General features: G+C 70.0%; 19 protein-coding genes. 9 read left to right on the top strand and 10 right to left on the bottom strand.

The window, feature by feature from the left end:
- Positions 1–355 precede the first annotated feature (355 nt).
- A complete protein-coding gene (locus EXE42_RS05815; protein ID WP_137706079.1) occupies positions 356–1,636 on the top strand; it encodes an amidohydrolase in 1,281 nt (426 codons plus the stop codon).
- A gap of 517 nt (positions 1,637–2,153) precedes the next feature.
- Here EXE42_RS05815 and EXE42_RS05825 read toward each other — a convergent pair.
- The gene (locus tag EXE42_RS05825) at positions 2,154–2,603 is read right to left on the bottom strand and encodes a Rieske 2Fe-2S domain-containing protein (protein ID WP_137706081.1); all 450 of its coding nucleotides are present in this window, start codon (positions 2,601–2,603) and stop codon (positions 2,154–2,156) included.
- A 3-nt stretch (positions 2,604–2,606) separates the two neighbouring features.
- Positions 2,607–3,977, bottom strand: coding sequence for a geranylgeranyl reductase family protein (locus EXE42_RS05830; RefSeq protein ID WP_137706082.1), 1,371 nt, complete (start codon positions 3,975–3,977; stop codon positions 2,607–2,609).
- Positions 3,978–4,135: 158 nt separating this feature from the next.
- Between EXE42_RS05830 and fer the strand changes: the two genes are divergently transcribed.
- Entirely contained in the window at positions 4,136–4,936 is an 801-nt protein-coding gene (gene fer, locus EXE42_RS20655) for a ferredoxin Fer (RefSeq protein WP_137706083.1), read from the top strand.
- A gap of 41 nt (positions 4,937–4,977) precedes the next feature.
- On the opposite strand, the gene EXE42_RS05840 is transcribed toward fer, so the two are convergent.
- The 5 genes from EXE42_RS05840 to EXE42_RS05860 all read right to left on the bottom strand — a co-directional run bounded on the left by EXE42_RS05840 (position 4,978) and on the right by EXE42_RS05860 (position 12,113).
- Positions 4,978–6,030 (bottom strand): ABC transporter permease, encoded by a 1,053-nt coding sequence (locus EXE42_RS05840; RefSeq protein ID WP_092922167.1) that lies wholly within the window; start codon positions 6,028–6,030, stop codon positions 4,978–4,980.
- Positions 6,023–7,327 carry an ABC transporter permease gene (locus EXE42_RS05845; protein WP_092922165.1) on the bottom strand — a complete coding sequence of 435 codons (1,305 nt, stop codon included), beginning with the start codon at positions 7,325–7,327 and terminating at the stop codon, positions 6,023–6,025. Before EXE42_RS05845 ends, EXE42_RS05840 begins: the two co-directional genes overlap by 8 nt.
- Positions 7,324–9,000: an ABC transporter ATP-binding protein gene (locus tag EXE42_RS05850; protein ID WP_092922163.1), complete on the bottom strand. Its 1,677-nt coding sequence runs from the start codon at positions 8,998–9,000 to the stop codon at positions 7,324–7,326. The genes EXE42_RS05845 and EXE42_RS05850 overlap by 4 nt, the downstream gene beginning before the upstream one ends.
- Before the next feature lie 280 nt (positions 9,001–9,280).
- Positions 9,281–10,414, bottom strand: a complete 1,134-nt coding sequence (locus tag EXE42_RS05855; protein WP_092922161.1) for a BMP family protein — start codon at positions 10,412–10,414, stop codon at positions 9,281–9,283.
- A 211-nt stretch (positions 10,415–10,625) separates the two neighbouring features.
- On the bottom strand, positions 10,626–12,113 hold the full coding sequence (locus EXE42_RS05860) for a phosphomannomutase (RefSeq protein ID WP_092922159.1): 1,488 nt from the start codon (positions 12,111–12,113) through the stop codon (positions 10,626–10,628).
- Between the two features lie 83 nt (positions 12,114–12,196).
- Between EXE42_RS05860 and EXE42_RS05865 the strand changes: the two genes are divergently transcribed.
- Positions 12,197–12,475: an acylphosphatase gene (locus EXE42_RS05865; protein WP_137706084.1), complete on the top strand. Its 279-nt coding sequence runs from the start codon at positions 12,197–12,199 to the stop codon at positions 12,473–12,475.
- Positions 12,476–12,485: 10 nt separating this feature from the next.
- Here the strand turns inward: EXE42_RS05865 and EXE42_RS05870 are convergent, their stop codons facing one another.
- Positions 12,486–12,971, bottom strand: a complete 486-nt coding sequence (locus EXE42_RS05870; RefSeq protein ID WP_092922155.1) for a hypothetical protein — start codon at positions 12,969–12,971, stop codon at positions 12,486–12,488.
- A gap of 340 nt (positions 12,972–13,311) precedes the next feature.
- Entirely contained in the window at positions 13,312–13,692 is a 381-nt protein-coding gene (locus EXE42_RS05875) for a helix-turn-helix domain-containing protein (protein ID WP_092922152.1), read from the bottom strand.
- A gap of 69 nt (positions 13,693–13,761) precedes the next feature.
- On the opposite strand from EXE42_RS05875, the gene EXE42_RS05880 reads away from it, so the two are divergent.
- Together EXE42_RS05880 and EXE42_RS05885 are read left to right on the top strand one after the other, a co-directional pair.
- On the top strand, positions 13,762–14,211 hold the full coding sequence (locus EXE42_RS05880; protein ID WP_092922149.1) for a DoxX family protein: 450 nt from the start codon (positions 13,762–13,764) through the stop codon (positions 14,209–14,211).
- A 173-nt stretch (positions 14,212–14,384) separates the two neighbouring features.
- Complete coding sequence (locus EXE42_RS05885) at positions 14,385–14,867, top strand: VOC family protein (RefSeq protein WP_092922146.1); 483 nt, start codon at positions 14,385–14,387, stop codon at positions 14,865–14,867.
- Between the two features lie 37 nt (positions 14,868–14,904).
- Here the strand turns inward: EXE42_RS05885 and EXE42_RS05890 are convergent, their stop codons facing one another.
- Complete coding sequence (locus EXE42_RS05890) at positions 14,905–15,363, bottom strand: polyketide cyclase (RefSeq protein ID WP_092922143.1); 459 nt, start codon at positions 15,361–15,363, stop codon at positions 14,905–14,907.
- 447 nt (positions 15,364–15,810) lie between these two features.
- On the opposite strand from EXE42_RS05890, the gene EXE42_RS05895 reads away from it, so the two are divergent.
- The 4 genes from EXE42_RS05895 (at position 15,811) to EXE42_RS05910 (ending at position 20,506) form a co-directional block, all read left to right on the top strand.
- Positions 15,811–16,326 (top strand): CNNM domain-containing protein, encoded by a 516-nt coding sequence (locus tag EXE42_RS05895; protein ID WP_092922140.1) that lies wholly within the window; start codon positions 15,811–15,813, stop codon positions 16,324–16,326.
- A gap of 127 nt (positions 16,327–16,453) precedes the next feature.
- Complete coding sequence (locus tag EXE42_RS05900) at positions 16,454–17,458, top strand: ABC transporter ATP-binding protein (RefSeq protein WP_137706085.1); 1,005 nt, start codon at positions 16,454–16,456, stop codon at positions 17,456–17,458.
- Positions 17,455–19,467 carry an ABC transporter permease gene (locus EXE42_RS05905; protein WP_137706086.1) on the top strand — a complete coding sequence of 671 codons (2,013 nt, stop codon included), beginning with the start codon at positions 17,455–17,457 and terminating at the stop codon, positions 19,465–19,467. Before EXE42_RS05900 ends, EXE42_RS05905 begins: the two co-directional genes overlap by 4 nt.
- Positions 19,460–20,506 carry an ABC transporter permease gene (locus EXE42_RS05910; RefSeq protein WP_137706087.1) on the top strand — a complete coding sequence of 349 codons (1,047 nt, stop codon included), beginning with the start codon at positions 19,460–19,462 and terminating at the stop codon, positions 20,504–20,506. The genes EXE42_RS05905 and EXE42_RS05910 overlap by 8 nt, the downstream gene beginning before the upstream one ends.

Here is a 20,506-nt window from a genome sequence, read left to right on the forward strand (position 1 = left end):
AGGGCCCTTCATACGAGGAGGGGGTCAAGGCTAGGGGATGGCATTGTGGAGAGCTGCGAAGGATTTGACCCAGCGGTCTCCTGATACCACCGGCGCAGGGCCTCGTATGAGCGCCAGACTACCCGCTCAACGCGCCGATACGGGAGATCGGCTAATACAAAAACGCTGCTTCGACACGCTGTTCGGTCGGGGTATCTTCACGAAAAAATACTTTCTGATCGCGTGTTTTCGCGACCACGCGGTCGAGCATCTTCGAGTCACCAACTCACCCTTGCTCGGCCGCACTCTTCACGCTAAGGTTACCCATTTTCTCCGACAGGCGATCGTTTAAGCGGTCGCCGGGCCACCCGGACGTATGAGCGCTCTCGAAGACGACGAGTACCGCGCGTTCCGCCGCGACCTCCACCGCCACCCCGAGCCCGCGTGGCGCGAGTTCTACACCACCGCGCGCATCGTCGAGGCCCTCCGCGAGCGGGACCTGACGGGTCTCCACGTCGGGCCCGACGCCTTGGCAGCCGACGAGCGCCTGAACGTCCCCGACGACGAGGAGCTGGCGGAGTGGGAACAGCGGGCCCGCGAGGCGGGCGCCGATCCCGAAGTCCTCGAACAGCTCTCGGGCGGCTACACCGGCTGCGTCGCGGTCGTCGAGCGCGGCGACGGCCCGGTGGTCGGTCTGCGGGTCGACATCGACGGGCTCCCGATCACGGAGTCGGAGTCGGGCGACCACGTCCCGGCCGGTGAGGGGTTCCGCTCCGAACACGAGGGGTTCATGCACGCCTGCGGCCACGACGCCCACGCGACGATGGGGCTCGGCGCGCTCGACGCGATCCTCGACTCCGACTTCTCGGGCACGCTGAAGGTGTTCTTCCAGCCGGGCGAAGAGCAGATCGTCGGCGGCAAGCCGATGGCCGAGTCGGGCCACCTCGACGACGTCGACTACCTGTACGCGGTCCACGTCGGCCTCGACCACCCCTCCGGCGAGGTCGTCTGCGGCATCGAGGGGTTCCTCGCGGTGCGGCACTTCCTCGCCGAGTTCACGGGCGAACCCGCGCACGCCGGCGCGCGCCCCGAGCAGGGCCGGAACACGGTTCAGGCGATGGCGGCCGCGATCCAGAACCTCTACGCCATCCCGCGGCACGCGGACGGCCCGACGCGGGTGAACGCCGGACTCGTCGGCGGCGGCACCGCGACGAACATCATCCCCGAGGAGTCGTACATCGAGGGCGAAGTGCGCGGGCAGACGACCGACCTCGCCGAGTACATGTCCGACCACGCCGACCGGGTCCTCGACTCGGCCGCGGAGATGCACGACTGCGAGGTCGACGTCTCCACGCTCGGCGAAGCGCCCAGCGCGACGAGCGACGACGCGCTCGCGGGGCTCGTGCGGGAGTCTGCGGGCGACGTCTCGGGCGTCACGAACATCGTCGACAGCGACGAGCTCGGCGGCTCCGAGGACGCGACGTACCTGATGAACTACGTCCAGGAGCAGGGCGGGCTCGCCTGCTACCTCGGCGTCGGTACCGACCACCCCGGCGGCCACCACACGAGCGACTTCGATGTCGTCGAGGACGACATCGGGATCGGCATCGACGTGATCGCCGGCGCGATCCGGCGGGTCGCCGAGACGCGGCCGTAAGACCCTGGCGCGCTTCTCTGCCGATATTTAAAAGCATCCGCGACGGCTTTTATAAACAACTGCGGTAGCGCGCGCCTCCGAGCGGCCGGCCTAGGCGGCTGCGAGGAGCGCGTGCGAGGGACGCCGTGAGCGACGGGCGACCGTAGGGAGCCCGGAGCGAGCGGCGAGGCTGGGGAGGTGTGAGGTGCGGTGCCGGGCGGGACTCGAAGGGGCAGCCGTGAGGGCGAAGGCGCGCGACGAAAGCACCGCAGGAGCGAGTGAAACGAGCGACGAGGAGCGCAGCGAGCGCACCGAGCCCTCACGGCTGGGGCTTCGGCGGTGTCGGTATCGATCTGTCATCTATAAACAGCCGCGTACAGCCGAGCGGTTGAGACTTCGGTGGTGTCGGTGTTGGTGTCGAACGATCATTTATATACAAAACCGTACAGCCGAGTGGCTGGGGCTTCGATGAACGTCACCGCACAGTCGCCTATTTAAAAAGAGCCGACCACGAGTCTGCCTCTCGGATCTTCGCAACTCAGAACGTCAGGTGCGAGCTCGACGCCGGCCCCTCGTCGTCGCCCTCGTCGTCGGGTAACCCCTCGTAGAGGTACGTGAGGTCGTCGTCCGTGAGGAACACCGCGCCGTCGCGCACCTCGACGTCGATCGAGCGGAGCGTCGTGCCCGCGGCCTCGCCGTTGTCGCAGGAGCCCTCACAGGAATCGAACGCCGAGCCGTGCTTCGGGCAGACGACGGAGCCGCCCCGCGTCACGGCGCCAACCCCCTCCCGGTGGAGTCGCTGCTCCTCGTGGGTACAGCGGTTGATCCACGCGCGGACGGGCGGATCGACGGAATCGTCGGCCTCACCCGGCTCGTCCGCGCACGGCACGAGGAACACCTCGCGGTCCTCGTCGCCCTCGCGGGCGGTGAACGCCCACGAGCCCTCCTCGCGCACCGTCTCGACGGTCGTGAGTCGGTAGCCGCTCACGCTTCAGTACTTCGCGTCGGCGCCGGTCGTCTCGTACACGCGGTCCATGATGGCGTCGCGCTCGCGGGTCCAGTTGGCCATCGCGGCGGGGCTCGTCGGGTACTCCTCGTAGTGGGCGAGCAGCTCGTCGGCCAGCGACTTCGTCTGGTAGAAGTTCCGGATCGTCCCCCAGTAGCCGAAGCTCTTGATCGCGGCCTTCACCTTCAGCCCGAAGGACATCGAGGTCGACCCCTCGTACAGCGCCTCCGCGAGCTTCTCGCCCGGCAGCGACGCGAGCAGCCCCATCAGGTCGTCGACGTCGACCGCGGTCGAGAGGACGTTGTACACGTCGAGACCGGCGTAGCGCCCGCCGAAGTGGTCCATCACGCGGGTGTTGTACCGCCAGAGGTTCTCCTCGGTCACGTCGCCGTCGGAGACCGCCTTCACCGCCTGTTCGCCGGCGTACTTGCCCGCGTATGCGGCCCCCGCAATCCCGCCGCCCGTCGTCGGGTTCACGTGGCCGGCGGCGTCGCCGACCGCCATGTACCCCGGCGCGACCGCCGAGTCGTAGGGGCGACGCGTGGGGAGGGCGGCGCCGAGCTTGTCCGTGACCTCCGCGCCCTCGAACTCGGGCCGGTCCCGGAGGTCCTCCTTCAGCGACTCGACGAGCTGCATCGGCTCCTCGGTCATCTGGAAGCCGAGCCCGGCGTTGATCTCGGTGCTGGTCCGCGGGAAGTACCAGAGGTAGCCCGCGGCGCGGTCGGTCGCCTTGAACACCAAGGCGTCGTCCCACTCGACCGGCTCCGGCACCTCGACGATCTCGCGGTACGCCGAGCAGAACTGCGAGTACCGGACGTTCGTGTCGAAGGTGGTCCCCTCGAAGTCGGCCTTGTCCTGGAGCAACGAGAGCGACCCGGCGCCGTCGATCACGACGTCCGCGGCGTAGGTCCGGGGGTCGCCCTTTCGCACCGCGTGAAGCCCCGTGACGCGGCCCGTCTCGTCTTGCGCCACGTCGTTGATGACGGTGTCGTAGTGGAAGTCGACGCCCGCGTCTTCGGCGCCGGCGATGATCTGTCGGCCGTACTCCCAGCGGTCGATGACGGCGAGTTCCCCGGGCACCGGGATCTCCAAGACCGTGTCCTCTTGGGGGATCTCGAACCGACCGTGGTCGACGCCGGTGTTCGTGAACGCGGGTTCGAGCCGGTCTTTCGGGATCGCCTCGGGGAAGGCGTCGGCCCCCTTCAGCGCGTCGCCGCAGGCGATGTGGCCGGCCTCCTGTTCGTCCTTCCGCTCGACGATGACGACGTCGAGCCCCTCGTTCGCGATCGTCGCGGCGGCGTAACAGCCGGCGGTCCCGGCGCCCGCCACGACGACGTCGTACTCGTCGATATCCATTACCGGACCGTGTCGTGCGCCCGGCAAAACTCTTTGCTCCCGTTTCGGTCGCGTCGGAGGCGACGGATTCCGGGGCGGACCGCGGTCCGACGGACGCGCCCGCGAGGCCTAACTGTTCAGGCTCACCGTTTAACGCCCCGGAGCCGCGTGGTACGGGTATGGGCCAACTCGATCAGACGGACGCCGATCGGATCCGGGCGTGGCTCCCGGAGGTCAGGTCGTCGGAGGCGACCGCGGCGCTGATGACCGCCGTCGCGTACGACCGGGGGATCGGCACGGCGGAACTCGCCTCGTGGTACGGTCGCTCCGAGGAGTGGGTCGAGGAGACGATAGCGACGCTCGACTCGTCGGGGTTCGTCTCGACCGTCGCCCGGCTCGAAGGGGTCGACATCGAGGCGGTCGCCGCCGAGTCGAACCTCGCGCCCGCGACGGTCCGTGACTGGTTCGACGGCCTCGCCGACGAACCGGTCCCGGAAGCGGCGGACGTGGTCCGGCGGTACGCCGAGGGGTCGGTCGAGCCGGTGCGTACCGGCACGCCGTCGACCGTCTACCACCTCGACCGCGACGTGATGGCCGAGCGCGGCTGGGCGGTCGACGACGACGACCTCTTCGAGAAGGCGGCCGAGGCCGACCTCGACCTGCCGGCGTACGGTCGGTTCCTCGTCGAGCCCGGCGAGTCGATCCTCGAGGCCGCGGAACGCGGCGGGCGCTCGTGGCCGTACGCCTGTCGCGGCGGCGCCTGCTCGAACTGCGCCGTGATCGTCGTCGAGGGCGACGTGGCGATGCCGGGCCAGTCGGTCCTCTCCGACGAGCAGATCCGCGAGGAGAACGCGCGCCTCTCCTGCGTCGGCGTCCCGATCACGGACGAGGTCAAGATCGTCACCGGCGTCGGCGACGCCGACGACTTCGCCGACCTGCGGCTGCCGTCGCCGGCCGACGGCCCGAGCGCGTCGGACTGACCGCGGGGCGGCGTTCGCGGCGGCCGTTCCCCTCGCCGTCTCTACTCCTCGGTCTCGTAGTGTTCGCCCGCGGCCTCGGGGATCTGGGTCCGGCCGACCAGCGCGAGCACGACGATCACCATGACGTACGGGATGGTCTGGACCAGCGTGTCCGGAATCGCGTAGCCGAGCTGCTGGAGGCGGATCTGGGTCGCGTCGAGGCCGGCGAACAGCACGCCGGCGCCGAGCGTCCCGAGCGGGTTGTAGTTGCCGAACAGGTACGCGACGATGGCGATGAACCCCTTCCCCTGAACCATCGTCTCGCCGGAGCCGACGAACTGCCCGATCGACAGCGCCAGCGCCGAGCCGCCGACCCCGGAGAGGACGCCCGAAAGCAGGACGCCGGCGTACCGCACCTTCGAGACCGAGACGCCGACCGTGTCGAGCGCCTTCGGGTTCTCGCCGGCCGCCCGGAGGTGTTTCCCGAAGCCGGTCTGGTTCAACAGCCACCACGAGCCGACGGTCGCGACGATCACCATCGCGGTCGAGTACCGCCATCCGACGTTCGCGCCGAGGTTCGGCGTGTTGACGCCGCCGAAGAACACGGTCGACATGAACGGCGCGAGCCCTAACGCGATGAGCCAGACGGCCAGCCCGGCGATGATCTGGTCGGCCTTGAACTCGATGCAGACGACCGCGAACAGCGCCGACAGGAGCGTCGACGCGGCGATGCCGGCGAGGAACCCGACCGCGAGCGCCGGGACGCCGAGGACGGCGTTCCCGATGCCGACGACCGACGCGGCGTACACCGACACGAACGCCGAGATGATGAGCAGTCCCTCCAGCCCGATGTTGATGACGCCCGACTTTTCGGCGAAGATGCCGCCCAGCCCGGCGAGCACGATGGGCGCCGCGAGCCGCGCCGTCGACGTCGCGGTGCTCGTCGAGAAGACGATACCGGCGAGGTCGCCCGCGACCGAACCCGGGAACGCGAGCCCGAACGCGCCGAGCAGCGCGAGCAGCCCGGCGGTGCCGACGACCAGCGAGCGCACGTAGTCCGACTCGATCAGGTCGTCGAGGATCGGGATCGACGCGGCCGCGAGCGGGTTACGCATCGGTCTCACCCCGGTCACCGCCGGCGGTCTCGTCCGGCTCGGTCGTCCCCGGGACGCCGCCGGGGGGCCCGCCGACCCCGGTGTATCGCCCGATCATCCGGAAGAATTCCGGCATCGCGACGAACAGGATAATGAGCCCGCGCAACACCGCGACGAGCTCCGTGGGGACGTCCGTCCGGAAGCCGATCTCCAGGGCGCCGCCCTTCAGGACCCCGAAGAGGAACGCCGCCGGCAACACGCCGATCGGGTTGTTTCCGGCCAGGATCGAGACGGTGATGCCGTCGAAGCCGAGGTCGGGGACCGAGGCCATCCACCGCCCCTCGGACATCAGCACCCACACCGAGCCGCCGAGGCCGCCGAGGGCGCCGGACAGCGTCATCGCCCGCACGGTCGTCTGCTTCGCGTTCACGCCGCCGTACTCGGCGGCCGCCGCCTGGACGCCGCTCGTCCGGAGGTCGTACCCGAGCGACGTGTGCTCGACGAAGTAGTAGAGCGCCCCGATGAAGACGACACCGACGAGGAGCGCGATCAGCGCGAAGTCGCTGGACTGCGGGAACAGCCACGGGAGGAACTGGGCGTATTCGGGGACGTACCTGGTGGCGACCACTGAGGAGCCCTCGGCGCGGAACACCTCCAACACGAGCACGTACGCGACGTTCGCGGCGACGAAGTTGAGCATGATCGTCGTGATCACCTCGTTGGCGTCGGCGTACGCCTTGAGCGCCCCGGGTATCGCCCCCCAGAACCCGCCGGCTACGGCGCCGGCGGCGGCTCCGATGACGACCAGCACGACCCCGGCGATCCGACCGGCGGGGAGCAGGGGCGCGACCGCGAGGACTGAGAGCGCGGTCGCGAGCGCGCCGACGACGAGCTGCCCCTGCGTTCCGATGTTGAACAGGCCGGCGCGGAAGGCGACGGCGACCGACAGCCCCGTGAAGATCAGCAGCGTCGTCTCCGAAAGCGTCAGGCCGAACGAGAGGTTGAACGGGGTCCATTCGGGATTCAACAGGCCGGGGTCACCGACGGCGAACGGGTAGCCGAGCGCGCCGTTGAACAGCACGACGTACACCTCGACCGGGTCGTAACAGAACCCCAGTCCCGTGAGCGGCATCGTCCAGGCCGCGGTCGTACACTCGGCGATCCGGCCCGAGACGAGCACGATCGCGAAGCCGATGACGATCGAAAGCAGGATCGCGGCGACGCTTATCACGAGCCGCTCCGCGACGCTCCGGTCGACGAACGGCGCGACGAGGCGGGCGACGACGGACGGGCGCCCGTCCGCGTCCGATTCGCTCACGCGTCCACCCCCTCGTCGCCGGCGGTCGTGTCGTCGATCCCCTCGCCCGCCTTCTCGCCCTCGACCTCCTCGGTTGCCGCCCCCTCGCTTGCCGTCTCCTCGCCCCCCACCTCCTCGCTTGCCGCCTCGTGAAGCGCCGCCCCCTCGACGGAGTCGTCGTCGAGCGACTCGCCGGCCATCAGCAGACCGATCTCCTCCTCGGTCACGGTCGCGGGGTCGACGACCCCGGTGAACTCGCCCTCGTGCATCACCGCGAGCCGGTCGGAGAGCCCCTGTACCTCGTCGAGCTTCGATGACACCAGAAGCACGGCCTTCCCCTGCGAACGAAGGTCGAGCAGCCGATCGTGGAGGAACTCCGTCGATCCGATGTCGACGCCGCGGGTCGGGTGCGTCGCGACGACGAGGTCGGGGTCGCGCTCGAACTCGCGGCCGACGATGAACTTCTGCTGGTTACCGCCCGACAGCGACTCTGCCTCGGCGTCGGCGTCGGGCGGTCGCACGTCGTACTGCTCGATGACGGACTCGGCGTGGTCCCGGGACGCCCGCCAGTCGATCCGACCCCTCTCGGCGAACGGGGGGTCGTGTTGGCTTCCGAGAATGGCGTTTTCGGTGAGATCGTAGGACATCACGAGGCCCCGCTCCTGCCGGTCCTCGGGGATGAACGCCATCCCGCGGTCGATCCGGTCGCGGCGGGTCTTCCCCGCCATCGGTTCGCCGCGGTAGCGGACGTCTCCGGACGACGGTCTGCGGAGGCCCGTGATCGCCTCCACGAGCTGTAGCTGACCGTTTCCGTCGACGCCCGCGACGCCCATGATCTCGCCGGCGCGGAGCTCGAAGGAGAGGTCGGAGACCGCCTCCACGCCCCGGTCGTCGTCGACGCTGAGGTCGGTGACCTCCAACACCCGGTCGCCCGCCTCCTGGGGCGTCGTCGCGGGGTCCATCAGCACCTCCCGGCCGACCATCATCTTCGCGAGCTCCTCCCGCGTCACGTCCGACGTAGCGACGGTCCCGACGTTGACGCCGTCGCGCAGGACGCTTATCTCGTCGGCCGCGGAGAGCGCCTCGCCGAGCTTGTGCGAGATGAAGATGATCGTCTTGCCCTGGTCGGTGAGCTCCTCGAAGACGCCGTACAGCTCCTCGACCTCCTGCGGAGTCAACACCGCGGTCGGCTCGTCCATGATGAGCACGTCGGCGCCGCGGTACAGGGCCTTCAGGATCTCGACGCGCTGCTGTTCCCCGACCGAGATGTCCGCGATCGTCGCGTCCGGGTCGACGTCGAAGCCGTAGCGCTCGCTCAGTTCGACGACGGCCTCGCGAGCCGCCTCCCTGTCGACGCGCAGTCCGCCCCAGGTCGTCGGCTCGTTGCCCAAGACGACGTTCTCCCACACCGTCATCGGGTCGACGAGCATGAAGTGCTGGTGGATCATGCCGACGCCGGCGTCGATCGCGTCACGCGGCGAGTCGAACGACTGCGGTTCGCCGTCGAGGCGGACGGTCCCGTCGGTCGGCCGGTAGAGGCCGTACAGCACGTTCATCAGCGTGGTCTTGCCGGCCCCGTTCTCCCCGAGCAGGGCGTGGACGCTCCCCCGCTCCACCGCGAGATCAACGTCGTCGTTCGCGACGACCCCGGGGAATCGCTTCGTGATACCGTCCAAGTGGACCGCCGGGTTCATTCACCCGTAACTCCGCGCCGGAGCCTAAAAACGCGCGGATTCCGAGCTGACGCACCCCGAGCGGTCGCCGAGCGACCGGCGGTCGAGAACGTCGCGTCCGCCGGGTCGGTCCGGACTCCGAGACCGGGGCAAGTCAGTCCGGACTCCGGGACCGGGGCAGGTCAGTCCGGACTCCGGGACCGGGGCAGGTCAGTCCGGACTCCGAAACCGGGGCGGGTCGGCTCGGGCTCCGGGACCGGAAGCCGCCTCGGAGCGCGCTCGGGAGCCGGCGTTCCCGGGCTCAGTTGCTCGTCGTCTCCGGCACGTCGATGTTGCCGGCGATGATCTCGTCGCGCGCGTCCGCCACCGCGGTCTTGATGTCTTCCGGTACCTGACCGCCGATCTCCTGGCCGTAGACGCACTCGACGCCGTTCGATTCCAGGCCGAGCGCGATCGTGTTTCCGCCCTGATGGCTGCCGTCGATCACGTTCGAGATCGACTCGTACACCGCGGTGTCGACGCGCTTCACCATCGACGCGACGATCACGTCGGCGAACGACGGCTCAGAGACCGACTGGTCCTGGTCGACGCCGAACGCGAACCGACCCTCGGACTGGGCGGCCTGGAACACGCCGACGCCAGTCGCGCCCGCGGCGTGGTAGACGATGTCCGCGCCGCTCTGATACATCGACAGCGCCTGCTCCCGGCCGCCGGAGGGGTCGGCGTAGCTGCCGACGTAGCTCGTGATGACGTCGACGTCGTCGGACGCGTAGTCGACGCCCGCCTCGAAGCCGGCCTGGAACCGGCGGATGACGGGGCTGTCGACGCCGCCGACGAATCCGACGTTCGTCGAGTCGGGCGCCGTCGCCCCCGCGCCGGCGGAGAAGTCGGTCTCGGTCAGCCGGCCGGCGAGGACGCCCATCAGGAACGAGCCCTCGTGCTCGCGGAACAGGTAGTTCGCGACGTTCGGCTCGTCGACCGTCGTGTCGACGATCATGAAGTCCTGATCGGGGAACTGCGGCGCGGTCTCGGAGAGCGCGTCGCCCTGGTTGAACCCAATACAGGAGACGAGGTCGTAGTCCGGATCCGTCGAGCTCGCGTACAGCTGCTGGAACTGGCCGAACTCGCCGGCCCCGTCCGGCTCGGACTCGTCGTACGCGATGCCGAACTCTTCTTCGGCCTGGAGAATTCCCTGCTGTGCGGCGTCGTTGAACGAGTTGTCGCCGAGGCCGCCGTCGGAGTACACGATGCCGACCGTCGCCGGGGGCTCGTCCGACCCCTCGCCGCCGTCCGAACCCGAAGAGCCGTCGGACGCGTTCCCGCCGCCCGACCCGTCGCCGCTCCCGCTCGGGCCGCCGCTACACCCGGCGAGACCGATGAGGCCCGCTGCGCTTGCCGCCTTGATGAACCGCCGCCGCTCGAAGTCGGATGCCATCTCGTCTGTATCCCCGTCGGAACGCGGCATAAATTCGTCGTTCCCTCGGCACTGAGGAGACACGTTCGTGAAAAGAAGCGGCCGAATACCTGGGGAATCACCGGCGAATGTCGCGATTTTGATCCACAAATCCGGATTGATACCGGTCGTAAACGGAGCGGAGAACGACACGGATCAACACCGGGTCTCGCCGCTCGAACCGCCTGCCGCTCTACGCCGCCGCGACCGCGTCCTCGACGATCTCCTCGACCTCGGCCACGAGCGCGTCGACGTCGTCGCTCTCCGCGTACACGCGGACGTACGGCTCCGTGCCGGAGGGACGCACCAGCGCCCACGAGGCGTCGTCGAACTCCAGCCGGACGCCGTGGTCCGTGTCGACCGCCGCGTCGGGGAACGCCTCGGGGAGGGCCGTCTCCAGTCGGTCCATCGCCGTCGCCTTCGCGTCGTCGGGGCAGGCGACGCTCACCTTCCGGTACGGGCGTTCGGTGACCGGTTCTCGGAGCGCGTCCAGCCCCTCGTCAGCGACGAGACGGGCGATCACCGCCGCGGAGGTGACGCCGTCGATCCACCCGCCGAAGCCGACGTGGATGTGCTTCCACGGCTCGGCGGCGAAGACGACGCGGGTATCGTCGCCGGGGGCGCTCTCTCCGCGAACCGCGGCGATCCCCTCGTGAAGCGCGCCGAGTCGCACGCGCTCGACGCGGCCGCCGGCCTCGCGGACGCGCTCGTCGATGCGTCCGGAGGCGTTCGGCGTCGTCACGACGACCGGGTCCGCCGCGCCGCTCGTACGGGTGTATCGCTCCGCGAGCACCGCGAGCACCGTGTCCTCGTGGACGACCTCCCCGTCCGCGTCGACGATCACGATCCGGTCGGCGTCGCCGTCGTGGCCGATGGCGAACGCGAATCCCTCCGCGTCGCCGTCGCCTTCGGCGTCCGGCCTCGGGCGGCCGGGGTCGTCCACGCCCTCGTTGGCGTCGGCGACGAACGCGCGCAGGTCGGCCAGCGTCTCCGGGGTCGGCTTGCTCCCCCGGCCGGGGAAGTGGCCGTCGACGTTCCCGTTGAGCGTGACCACGCTGGCGCCGAGTTCGCGGAGGACGGTCGGCGTCGCGGGCGCGCTCATCCCGTTGCCGCAGTCGACCGCGACCCGGAGGCCGTCGAGGTCGGCGCCGAACCCCGCGGCGTACTCGCACACGTCGTCCAGGTAACCCTCCAGCGGGTCGGTCCGGGCGGCCCGGGTCCACTCGTCCCACGGGGCGACCGACTCCTCGGCGGCGACGCGCGATTCGACGGCGCGCTCCAGGTCGCGGTCGAACTCGGCGCCGTCCCGGAACAGCTTGATCCCGTTGTCCGTGGGGGGGTTGTGCGAGGCGGTGAGCATCACGCCGTAGCGGCCGCGCGAGGCGTGCGCGAGCGCCGGCGTCGGGAGTCGACCGGCGCGGCGAACGGCGACGCCGCCGGCGGCCAAGCCGGCCTCCGTCGCGGCCGCGAGGGCCGGGCCCGTCACCCGACCGTCGCGGGCCAGGACGACGGTCGATTCGGGGCTCGACCCGGCGGCCGACTCGTCGGTCGATTCGGCGTCCGGCCCGGCGGTTCGCGATCGGATCTCGGCGCCCACCGCCCGCCCGACTGCGAGCGCGAGCGCCGGCGTGACGCGGTCCTCGACGCCGCCGCGGATCCCGGCGGTTCCGAACAGGTCCATGTCGCCCACCTCGGCGCCCGGGAGTTAGTAGGCGTCGGTTGCGGGCGGGTCACTTAAACGGGTCGCGGTCCCAGGGTCGGCCGATGACCGACCGCGTTCGCGCGCACGTGTTCGTCTCGGGTCGCGTTCAAGGCGTCTACTACCGGGCGACGACCCGCAATACGGCCCGCGAGAAGGGCGTCGACGGCTGGGTGCGGAACCTCGACGACGGCCGGGTCGAGGCGGTCTTCGAGGGGTCTGAGGGCGATGTCCGCGACATGGTCGCGTGGTGCGAGACCGGAAGCGAGGCCGCCGAGGTCGAGGACGTGGACGTCGAGTACGGCGAGCCGGAGGGCGCAGAGGGGTTCGAGGTCAGGTGGTGAGGCGGTCGGCTCAGTCGTCGTCCGCGGCCGCCGTCGACCCGGTAGCGCCGCGGCCGGGCCCGTCTCGCACGCCGAGTTCCTCCAGCGCGCGCAGGACGACGACGGCTTCGACCACGTCGCGCTCCTCGGTGTAGGGGTCGTCGACCGCGTCGAGAGTCGCCTCGGCCTCGCTCGCGAGCCGCGCCTCCAGCTCGGTCTGGTCGGTCTCGTCCTTCGTCGCGGACAGCAGCGCCTCGTGGTCCTCGCGGAGGTCCAAGGAGACGTGGGCCGCGTTACATCGAGAGAGCGGATGGGTGTCCATCTCGACCGCGAGGTCGCTCACGAGGGCCCAGTCGTCGGCGCAGAAGCGGAGCGTCACCGTCCCGACCACGTCGCGCCACGCGATCGGCCCGCCGTTCTCCATCAGCCGGAGCGCCCGCGGCGGCACCGCGATCCGGGTGTGGGTGTCGTCCCGGCCGCACAGGCAACAGGGGGTGTTCTTCAGTCCGGCGTACACGCCGATCCGTACGCGCCCGAGAGGGGTGTGCGTTTCGCCGGCGGAACGCGATCGCGGCGGTACGGGTGATAAATAGACGATGCGGCGGCGCGTGCCTGCGAGCGGCCGCCGAAGGCGGTCGCGAGCCAGCACGCGCGAGGGACGCGGTGAGCGCTCGCAGAGCGCGAACCGCGAGGCTGGGGAGGCGTGAGGTGCCGTGCGGTGCGGTCGGGTGAGATTCAAAGGGCCAGCCGCGGGGCTTTAGAGGCGTTCGCGGTCGATCCGCGGTCAGCGACTCACGAGTGGGCCGAAACCGAACGACGATCCCCGTGAAAAATCGAAGATCCCCGCGATTCAGGTCTTACGCGTCGCACTCGGCCAGCCACTCGTGGGCCCAGTCGTCGATCTCCTCGAAGACGGGGGCGAGCGACTCGCCTTTATCAGTTAAACTGTAGTACGTCGCCACCGGCGAGTCCTCCTCCAACCGCCGATCCACGAAGCCGGTCTCCTGGAGGTCGTCGAGTACGCGCGAGAGGGTGCGGGCGTTCGCGTCCGTCTCCCGCTTCAGCTCGTTGAACCGCGCCTCGCCGTTCAACAGCTCGTGGAGGACGACGAGCCGCCACCGCGAACCGATCTGTTCGAGCGAGTCCACGACGGGACACGGCGTGTCGGGGGCGGCGTTCCGGGACTCTGCGTCGGTCGTCTCCGCCGGTTCGGAGCCGGCGAGTTCCTGCGATGACATCGGTGTTACCTGCTTACCCTATTGTCCGGGAAGCGATAAATAGGTTACGTGCGTATAGCAGGTTACACGATGTTAGCTGAAATCGCAGCGACACCGCTCCAGTTCGACACCCCCCTCGCGGGCGAACTCTTCCTGCTCGGCCGGATCGTCTTCGGCGCGACGCTCGCGTTCATGGGGCTCAACCACTTCATGGACCTCGAGACGATGGCGGGCTACGCCGAGTTCAAGGGCCTCCCCGCGCCGCAGTTCTCGGTGATCGCCTCCGGCGCCGTCCTCGTCTTGGGCGGCCTCGGCGTCGCGGCGGGCGCGTTCCCCGTCGTCGCCGCGGGCGGCCTCGCCCTCTTCCTCCTCGTCTCCGCCGTGACGATGCACGACTTCTGGTCGATGGACGACCCCGAGGAGAAGCAGAACGAGATGACGAGCTTCCTGAAGAACGTCTACGGCGCCGGCGCCGCGCTCGCGCTGCTCGCGGTCGGCGGCACCGCGTGGCCGTACGCGGTCGGCCTCGGCCTGTTCTAAGCCGCGATCGAACCGTTCGGCCGTTCTGAGCCGCGATCGAACCGTTTTCCGACTGACCGTTGTCGACGCGCGACCGACGCGCACAGGACGCATCCATTCTCGCGCCGCCGTCCGACTACCTCTCGAGCCGCCAGTACGACTAACTACCTTCCCGACAACCGTTCACGCAGATCATGACCGACGCGCCGCCGACGACCGGACTCCACCACGTCACGAACATCTGTACCGACATGGACGAGACGACCGCGTTCTACGAGGACGTCCTCGGCTGGCACACGGTCAAGCGGACCCAGAACTACGACGACCCCGGGACGCCGCACTACTACTTCTCGCCCACGCCGACGGGCGAACCGGGGGCCAACGTCACCTACTTCGAGTACCCGGACTCGCAGGGGACTCCGGGCCCGGGCGCGAGCCACCACTTCGCGTTCGGCGTCGAGGACGAGGAGACGCTCCGCGAGTGGCGAGACCACCTCGAATCCCACGACGTGGAGGTCTCGGAGGTGAAAGACCGAACCTACTTCAAGAGCGTCTACTTCACCGATCCCGACGGGCTCGTCTTCGAGCTGGCGACGCGGGGGCCCGGATTCACCCGCGACGAAGACGAGCCCGGCAGCGAGGTCATCGACCCGTTCGAGGAGGGCTACGAGGACTGAGGCGCCCGGGCGTCGCAACGGGAGGGCCTCGTCGGGGTCACTCCCCCTCGACGAGCGCCGCGAACCGGTCGAGCGCGCGCCGGCAGACCGGGACGTACGGGGCCGCGAGCAGGGGGACCTCGATCACCGCCCGACACCGCTCCGGCTCCCCCGAGTACCGGTCGACGCGGTGGCCGGTCGCGGGGACTCCGGCGACCCGCCAGTCCCACCGGAGCCGGGTCGCGCCCGTCACTCGGAAGGGGGCCCAGGCGCCGGCGACTCGGACGCGTCCCGTCGTCCCGGTCTCGACGTATCGGTCAGTGCTCTCGACGCCGCGGATCGACGGGCTCCAGTCGGGCCACCGCCGGGTGTCGCGGAGCGCCTTCGCGGTCGGCTCGGGCGGCGCGTCGACATCGCGGCCGACCGCGAGCGTTGCCCCTTCGCGGACCACGGCGGCTCCGTCGTCGCGACCGGAATCTCCGGACACGCCGTGTCTTTCGGAGGCGGGACGCCTCATCGCTGCGGTCTCCCGCTCGAATACGGACGTTCGTCCGGTTTCGGAGGTCCGTATCGGTGCCAATTCGAAGTACGTTTATCGACCGAGTCGTCGCCGCATCGTTTCATATTAATACCTTATATGGTATGAGGACTCATTATCTCTTTCCACGAAGGGTTAATACGGGACTCCGAGGTAACAGGAGTCAATATGGCAAGCGATCGCGACACCATGAAAGACGTCTCTCACACAGCGCCGAACGACACCTCGGCTGACGCCGTCTGGGAGCGAGGACGGGGGCCGGTCGAGGAAGCGGAAGAAGAGGAGTAACCCGACGGCTCGTCTCCCGAACACCGCCCGAGTCGCTGAGTGACGCCGGTTTACACGCCGACCGCGAGCGAGGCGCGAACGCATCGATACCCGGCGTCCGGCCGACACTCTCTTTGTCCTCGTTTTTAAATACGCCGTATGGTCGGAGTCACGATCGGAGTCGTCGGAGTCGCGACGGTCGCCGTGTTGCTGGCGGTCAGCGCGTTCTTCTCCAGTTCGGAGACCGCGATCTTCTCGCTGCCGGCGGCGTGGTTCGATCGACGGGCGGAGACGGGAGACCCGCGGGCGCTCGCGCTGAAGGAACTTCGCGACGATCCCCACAGGCTGCTGGTGACGCTGCTCGTCGGCAACAACGTCGTGAACATCGCGATCTCCAGTATCGTGACGCTCCTCGTCGCCAGCTATCTCCCCCCCGGCGCGGCGGTCGCGGTGACGACCGCGTGTACCAGCTTCCTCGTCCTCGTGTTCGGCGAGATCGTCCCCAAGGCGTTCGGGCTCGGAAACGCGGAGACGTGGTCGCTCCGGGTCGCGTCGCCGATCCGACTCGTCGAACGCGTTCTCTCGCCGGTCATAACGTTTTTCGACGGGATCACCCGTCGCATGAACGCGTACATCAGCGGCGACGCGAGCATCGAGAAGCCGTACACGGAGTGAATCGTGCCGACTCCCGACGGTTCGCAGCGCGCTCGCCTCGCGCGCCGCTCCCGTCTCGCCCGCCTGCGTTCTCGCCGCCGATAACCGCGGGCGTGGGTTTAACCCGGCCGCCGGCGGAATCGCACGCATGATCGAGGTGTCGGGGCTGCGGAAGACCTACGGCGACTTCGCGGCCGTCGTCGACAGCGATTTCGCCGTCGACGACGGCGAGGTGTTCGGGATCGTCGGCCCGAACGGAGCGGGGAAGACGACGACGCTCAAGGTGATCGCCGGCCTCGTCGAGCCCACCGACGGCGAGGTGACCGTCGCCGGGTTCGACGCCTCGGACCCCGAGATGCGCCGGCACCTCGGGTTCCTGCCGGAGGAGTCGCCGCTGTACGAGGAGATGACCGCGCTGTCGTACCTGCGCTTCTTCGCGGACCTCTACGACGTGCCCCGGGAGGTCGCCGACGAGCGGATCGAGGCCGCGCTCGACCGGCTCGAACTCGACCACCGCGAGCGCCGCCTCGGCGACGTCTCGAAGGGGATGAAACGGAAGGTCGCCATCGCGCGCTCGCTCGTCAACGACCCGGACGTGCTGGTGTACGACGAGCCGGCCTCCGGGCTCGACCCGGTGACGACGAACTCCGTGCTTGCGTTCACCCGCGAGCTCCGCGAGACGGGGAAGACGGTCGTCTTCTCCGCGCACAACCTCTACCACGTCGAGTCGGTCTGCGACCGCGTCGTGGTGATGAACGAGGGCCGGATCGTCGCCCGCGGGAGCGTCGACGGGATCCGCGAGCGACACGGCGAGACGACGTACCGCGTGTTCACCGACATCGAGCCGACGGCGACGCCCGCCCTCGACGACCTCGACGCGACGACCGAGGAGGTGGGCGACCGCTTCCGAACGACCGTCCCGAGCATGGACGCGGTCGCTGCCGTCCGCGAGGCCGTCACCGACGCCGGCGGCGAGGTCGTCGACATCCGGAGCCGCGAGCCGAGCCTCGAAGACGTGTTCCTCGACATCGTCGGCCGGCCGATGCCCGGGCGGTACACCGGCGACTCCGGCGACCCCGGCGAGTCCGCGGGCGACGGGGAGGCCGACGAGAACGGGGAGACGAGAGCGACGGCGACGGAGGCGACCGAGTGACCGATCGGCTGCGCCGCGTCGGCCGGCGGCTCGCGGTCGGCGTCCGTCGGGTTCTCCGAGTCGCGAGGTGGGAGTCCGCCCGCGCGTCGGGCGGCGTCGACCGCCGAACGCTCGCCGCCGGAGTCGCCCTGCTCGTCGTCGCCGGCGGCGTCGTCGGGGTCGGCGTGGCGACCGGCGTCGCCGGCCTCGACGTCGACGGCGACATCTACCGCGTCGGCGTCGACGACGGCTCGCCGTACGCGGACGCGATCGAGGACGCGCCGTCGCTGCGCCCGGTCCCGGGTGGGACGGCGTCGCTCGGCGACGCCGCCGACGCGGTCGTGGTGACGGTGGTACGACCCGGAGCCGGCGACGACGGCGCGATCGACTCCGGGGAGGTCGAGGAGGTGATCGTCCGCGCGAGCGACACGCGGAAGGGCGAAGCCGCGGCCGCGTCGGTCCGGGAGGCGGTCGAGGCGCACAACGAGCGACTGATGCGCGCCGAGCCGAACCGGACGGCGGCGTTCCCCGTCACCGTCACGCTCCGGTACGTCGGGCGAACGACCGGGATCGACGACGGCGCGACGCTCGGCGGGAGCGACGGCGGCTCGGCGGGCGGTTCGGACGGGGGGAGCGACGGCGGAGGCGAGACGGGAGGAGACGGTGGCGCGAGCGGCGACGGCGGCGGCGGTAGCGGGGCCGGAACGGACGCGAGTGACTCCGGTTCCACGGACGCCGGGACCGGGTCGAGCGGGGACGGCGGCTTCGCGGTGCCGTCGATCGGCGGCGGCGCCTTCGGCGCCGACACGGTGGGCTCGCCCGGGTCGATCACACCGCCGTTCCCGTTCACGTCGCTGCTCTTGGCGTTCGTTTTCCTCGTGCCGATGAACTTCCTGATCCAGGCGTACGGCTCCTCTATCCTCGACGAGCGCACGAACCGGCGGGGAGAACCCCTGCTCGTCACGCCGCTGTCGCCGGCGGAGATCGTCGCCGGCAAGACGCTGCCGTACGCCGCGGCCGCAGCGGTCGTCACGACCCTCATCGCGCTCCTCGTCGGCGGCGGAGCGCTCTCGGTGGTCGCCGTGGCGCCGATCGCGGCCGCGTTCCTCGGAGCCACGTTCGTCGGCGCGATGTTCGCGCGGTCGTTCAAGGAGCTCACCTTCGTCACGGTGGGCGTGAGCGTCCTGTTGACCACCTACGCGTTCGTGCCGGCGGTCTTCACGAACGTGACGCCCGTGGCGCTCGTCTCGCCGCTGACGCTCGTCGTCTTCGACCTCCAGGGCGAGGCGGTCTCGGCGGGCGAAGTCCTCTTCTCGACCGCCCCGATGGCGGTCGGCGCGGCGCTGCTGTTCGGTCTCGGGCTCGGCGTCTACCGCGAGGAGGACATGTTCTCGCAAAAGCCCGTGACGCGGAAGTTCCTCGACGCGCTCGCGGTGCGGTTGTCTCCCGTGCCCGCGGGGGGCGGGATCCTCTCGCGCGACCGCCGCCGGGCGCTCGGGTCGGTCGCGCTCCTCACCGCCTGTACGATCCCCTTCGTGTTCGTCGCGGAGCTGCTGGCCGTCGCGGTGCTCTTTGCGCTGCCGATCACGGTATCGATTCCGGTGCTTCTGGTGACCATCGCGTTCATCGAGGAGGTCGCGAAAAGCGTCGGGCTGTACGCCGGGTTCGAGCGCGGCGTCTTCGAGCGGAGCGACGGTGACGGCGGGGGGACGCTCCGCGTCGCGCTCGCGGTCGGCCTCGCCTCCGGAACCGGATTCTTCCTCGCGGAGAAGGTCACGGCGGTCGTTCAGGCGGTCGGGCTCACCGACCTGTTCCTCGGCCGCGCCGCCTTCGGGGACGTGACCGGGCTCTCCGGGCTGCCCCCGGTCGCGCTGGCGGCGCTCTTTTTCGCGCCGCTCGTCCTCCACGTCGTCACGACGGGCGCGGCCGGCGTCGGCGCGAGCCGCGGCCGGACCGCCTACGCGCTGGCGCTGACGGCGGCGACGCTCGGGCACGCCGCCTACAACGTCGGGGTGGTGAGCCTTGGATAGCCGCCTGACGATCGCCGGACGGGAGCTCGCGGGGCTTCGCGCCGAGAAGACGATCCTGCTGGCGATCGCGATCCAGCTGTTCATCGCGGCGTTCTCGTCGTTCCTCGTCGTCGGGCTCGTCTCGATGTACGACCCCGGCGCGCTCGACGGCGCCGAGATCGAGGTCGCGGCCGCGGGCGACGCGGTCGAGGGCTTAGAGCGGGCCGCCGCCGAGGTGCCCGGCGCCTCCGTCACGCCGTACGCCGACGCGGACGCCGCCCGGAGGGCGTTCGAGCGGAACGCGGCCGACGCGGTGGTGGTCGCCACGCACACGGAGCGCGGGCGGGTGTCGACCGTCGTCACCGCCCCGGACGCGACCGTCCAGACGACGGTGATCGTGGTGCAGCTGCGCGAGCTGTTGCGGACCTACGAGCTGAACGAGCGCGACCGGCGATCCGCGTTCCTCGAGGAGTCGCCGCTCCCGCTCCCCGAGCGGAGCGACACCAGCCCGTACTTCTCGTTCATCTACACCGTGTTGATCCCGGTTTTAGTCTTCCTCCCGGTGTTCATCTCCGGATCGCTCATCGTCGACTCGATCACCGAGGAGCTGGATCGGGGGACGATGGAGCTGCTCCGCGTCGCGCCCGTCACGCTCCCCGAAATCGTCGACGGGAAGGCGGCCGCGGCGATCGGGATCGCCCCCGGACAGGCGCTGTTATGGCTGCTCCTGTTGGAGGCGAACGGCACGTCGGTCGCGAACGTCGGCCCGATCTTGGCGCTGATGACCGCGCTGACGACGCTCGTCGTCGCCGTCGCGGTCGGCGTCTCGGCGGTCGCGCCCGACCGCCGCGCCGCCCAGCTGCTCTACTCGGTCGCGGTGCTCGTCCTGTTCGGCGGCGCGACCGCGATGGCCGGCGGCCCCGCGAACGCGGTCGCGCGACTGGCGATCGACAGCGCGGGTGCGACGACGGGGGTCCTCGTGGTCGCGTACGCCGTCATCGCGGGAGCCGCGTACCTCGGCGTCCGGCGCGTGGTCGCAGTCGAGGGGTTCGGTCGCTGA

It is taken from the genome of Halorubrum sp. SP3 (assembly GCF_005435195.1).
GTDB classification, from domain to species: domain Archaea; phylum Halobacteriota; class Halobacteria; order Halobacteriales; family Haloferacaceae; genus Halorubrum; species Halorubrum sodomense.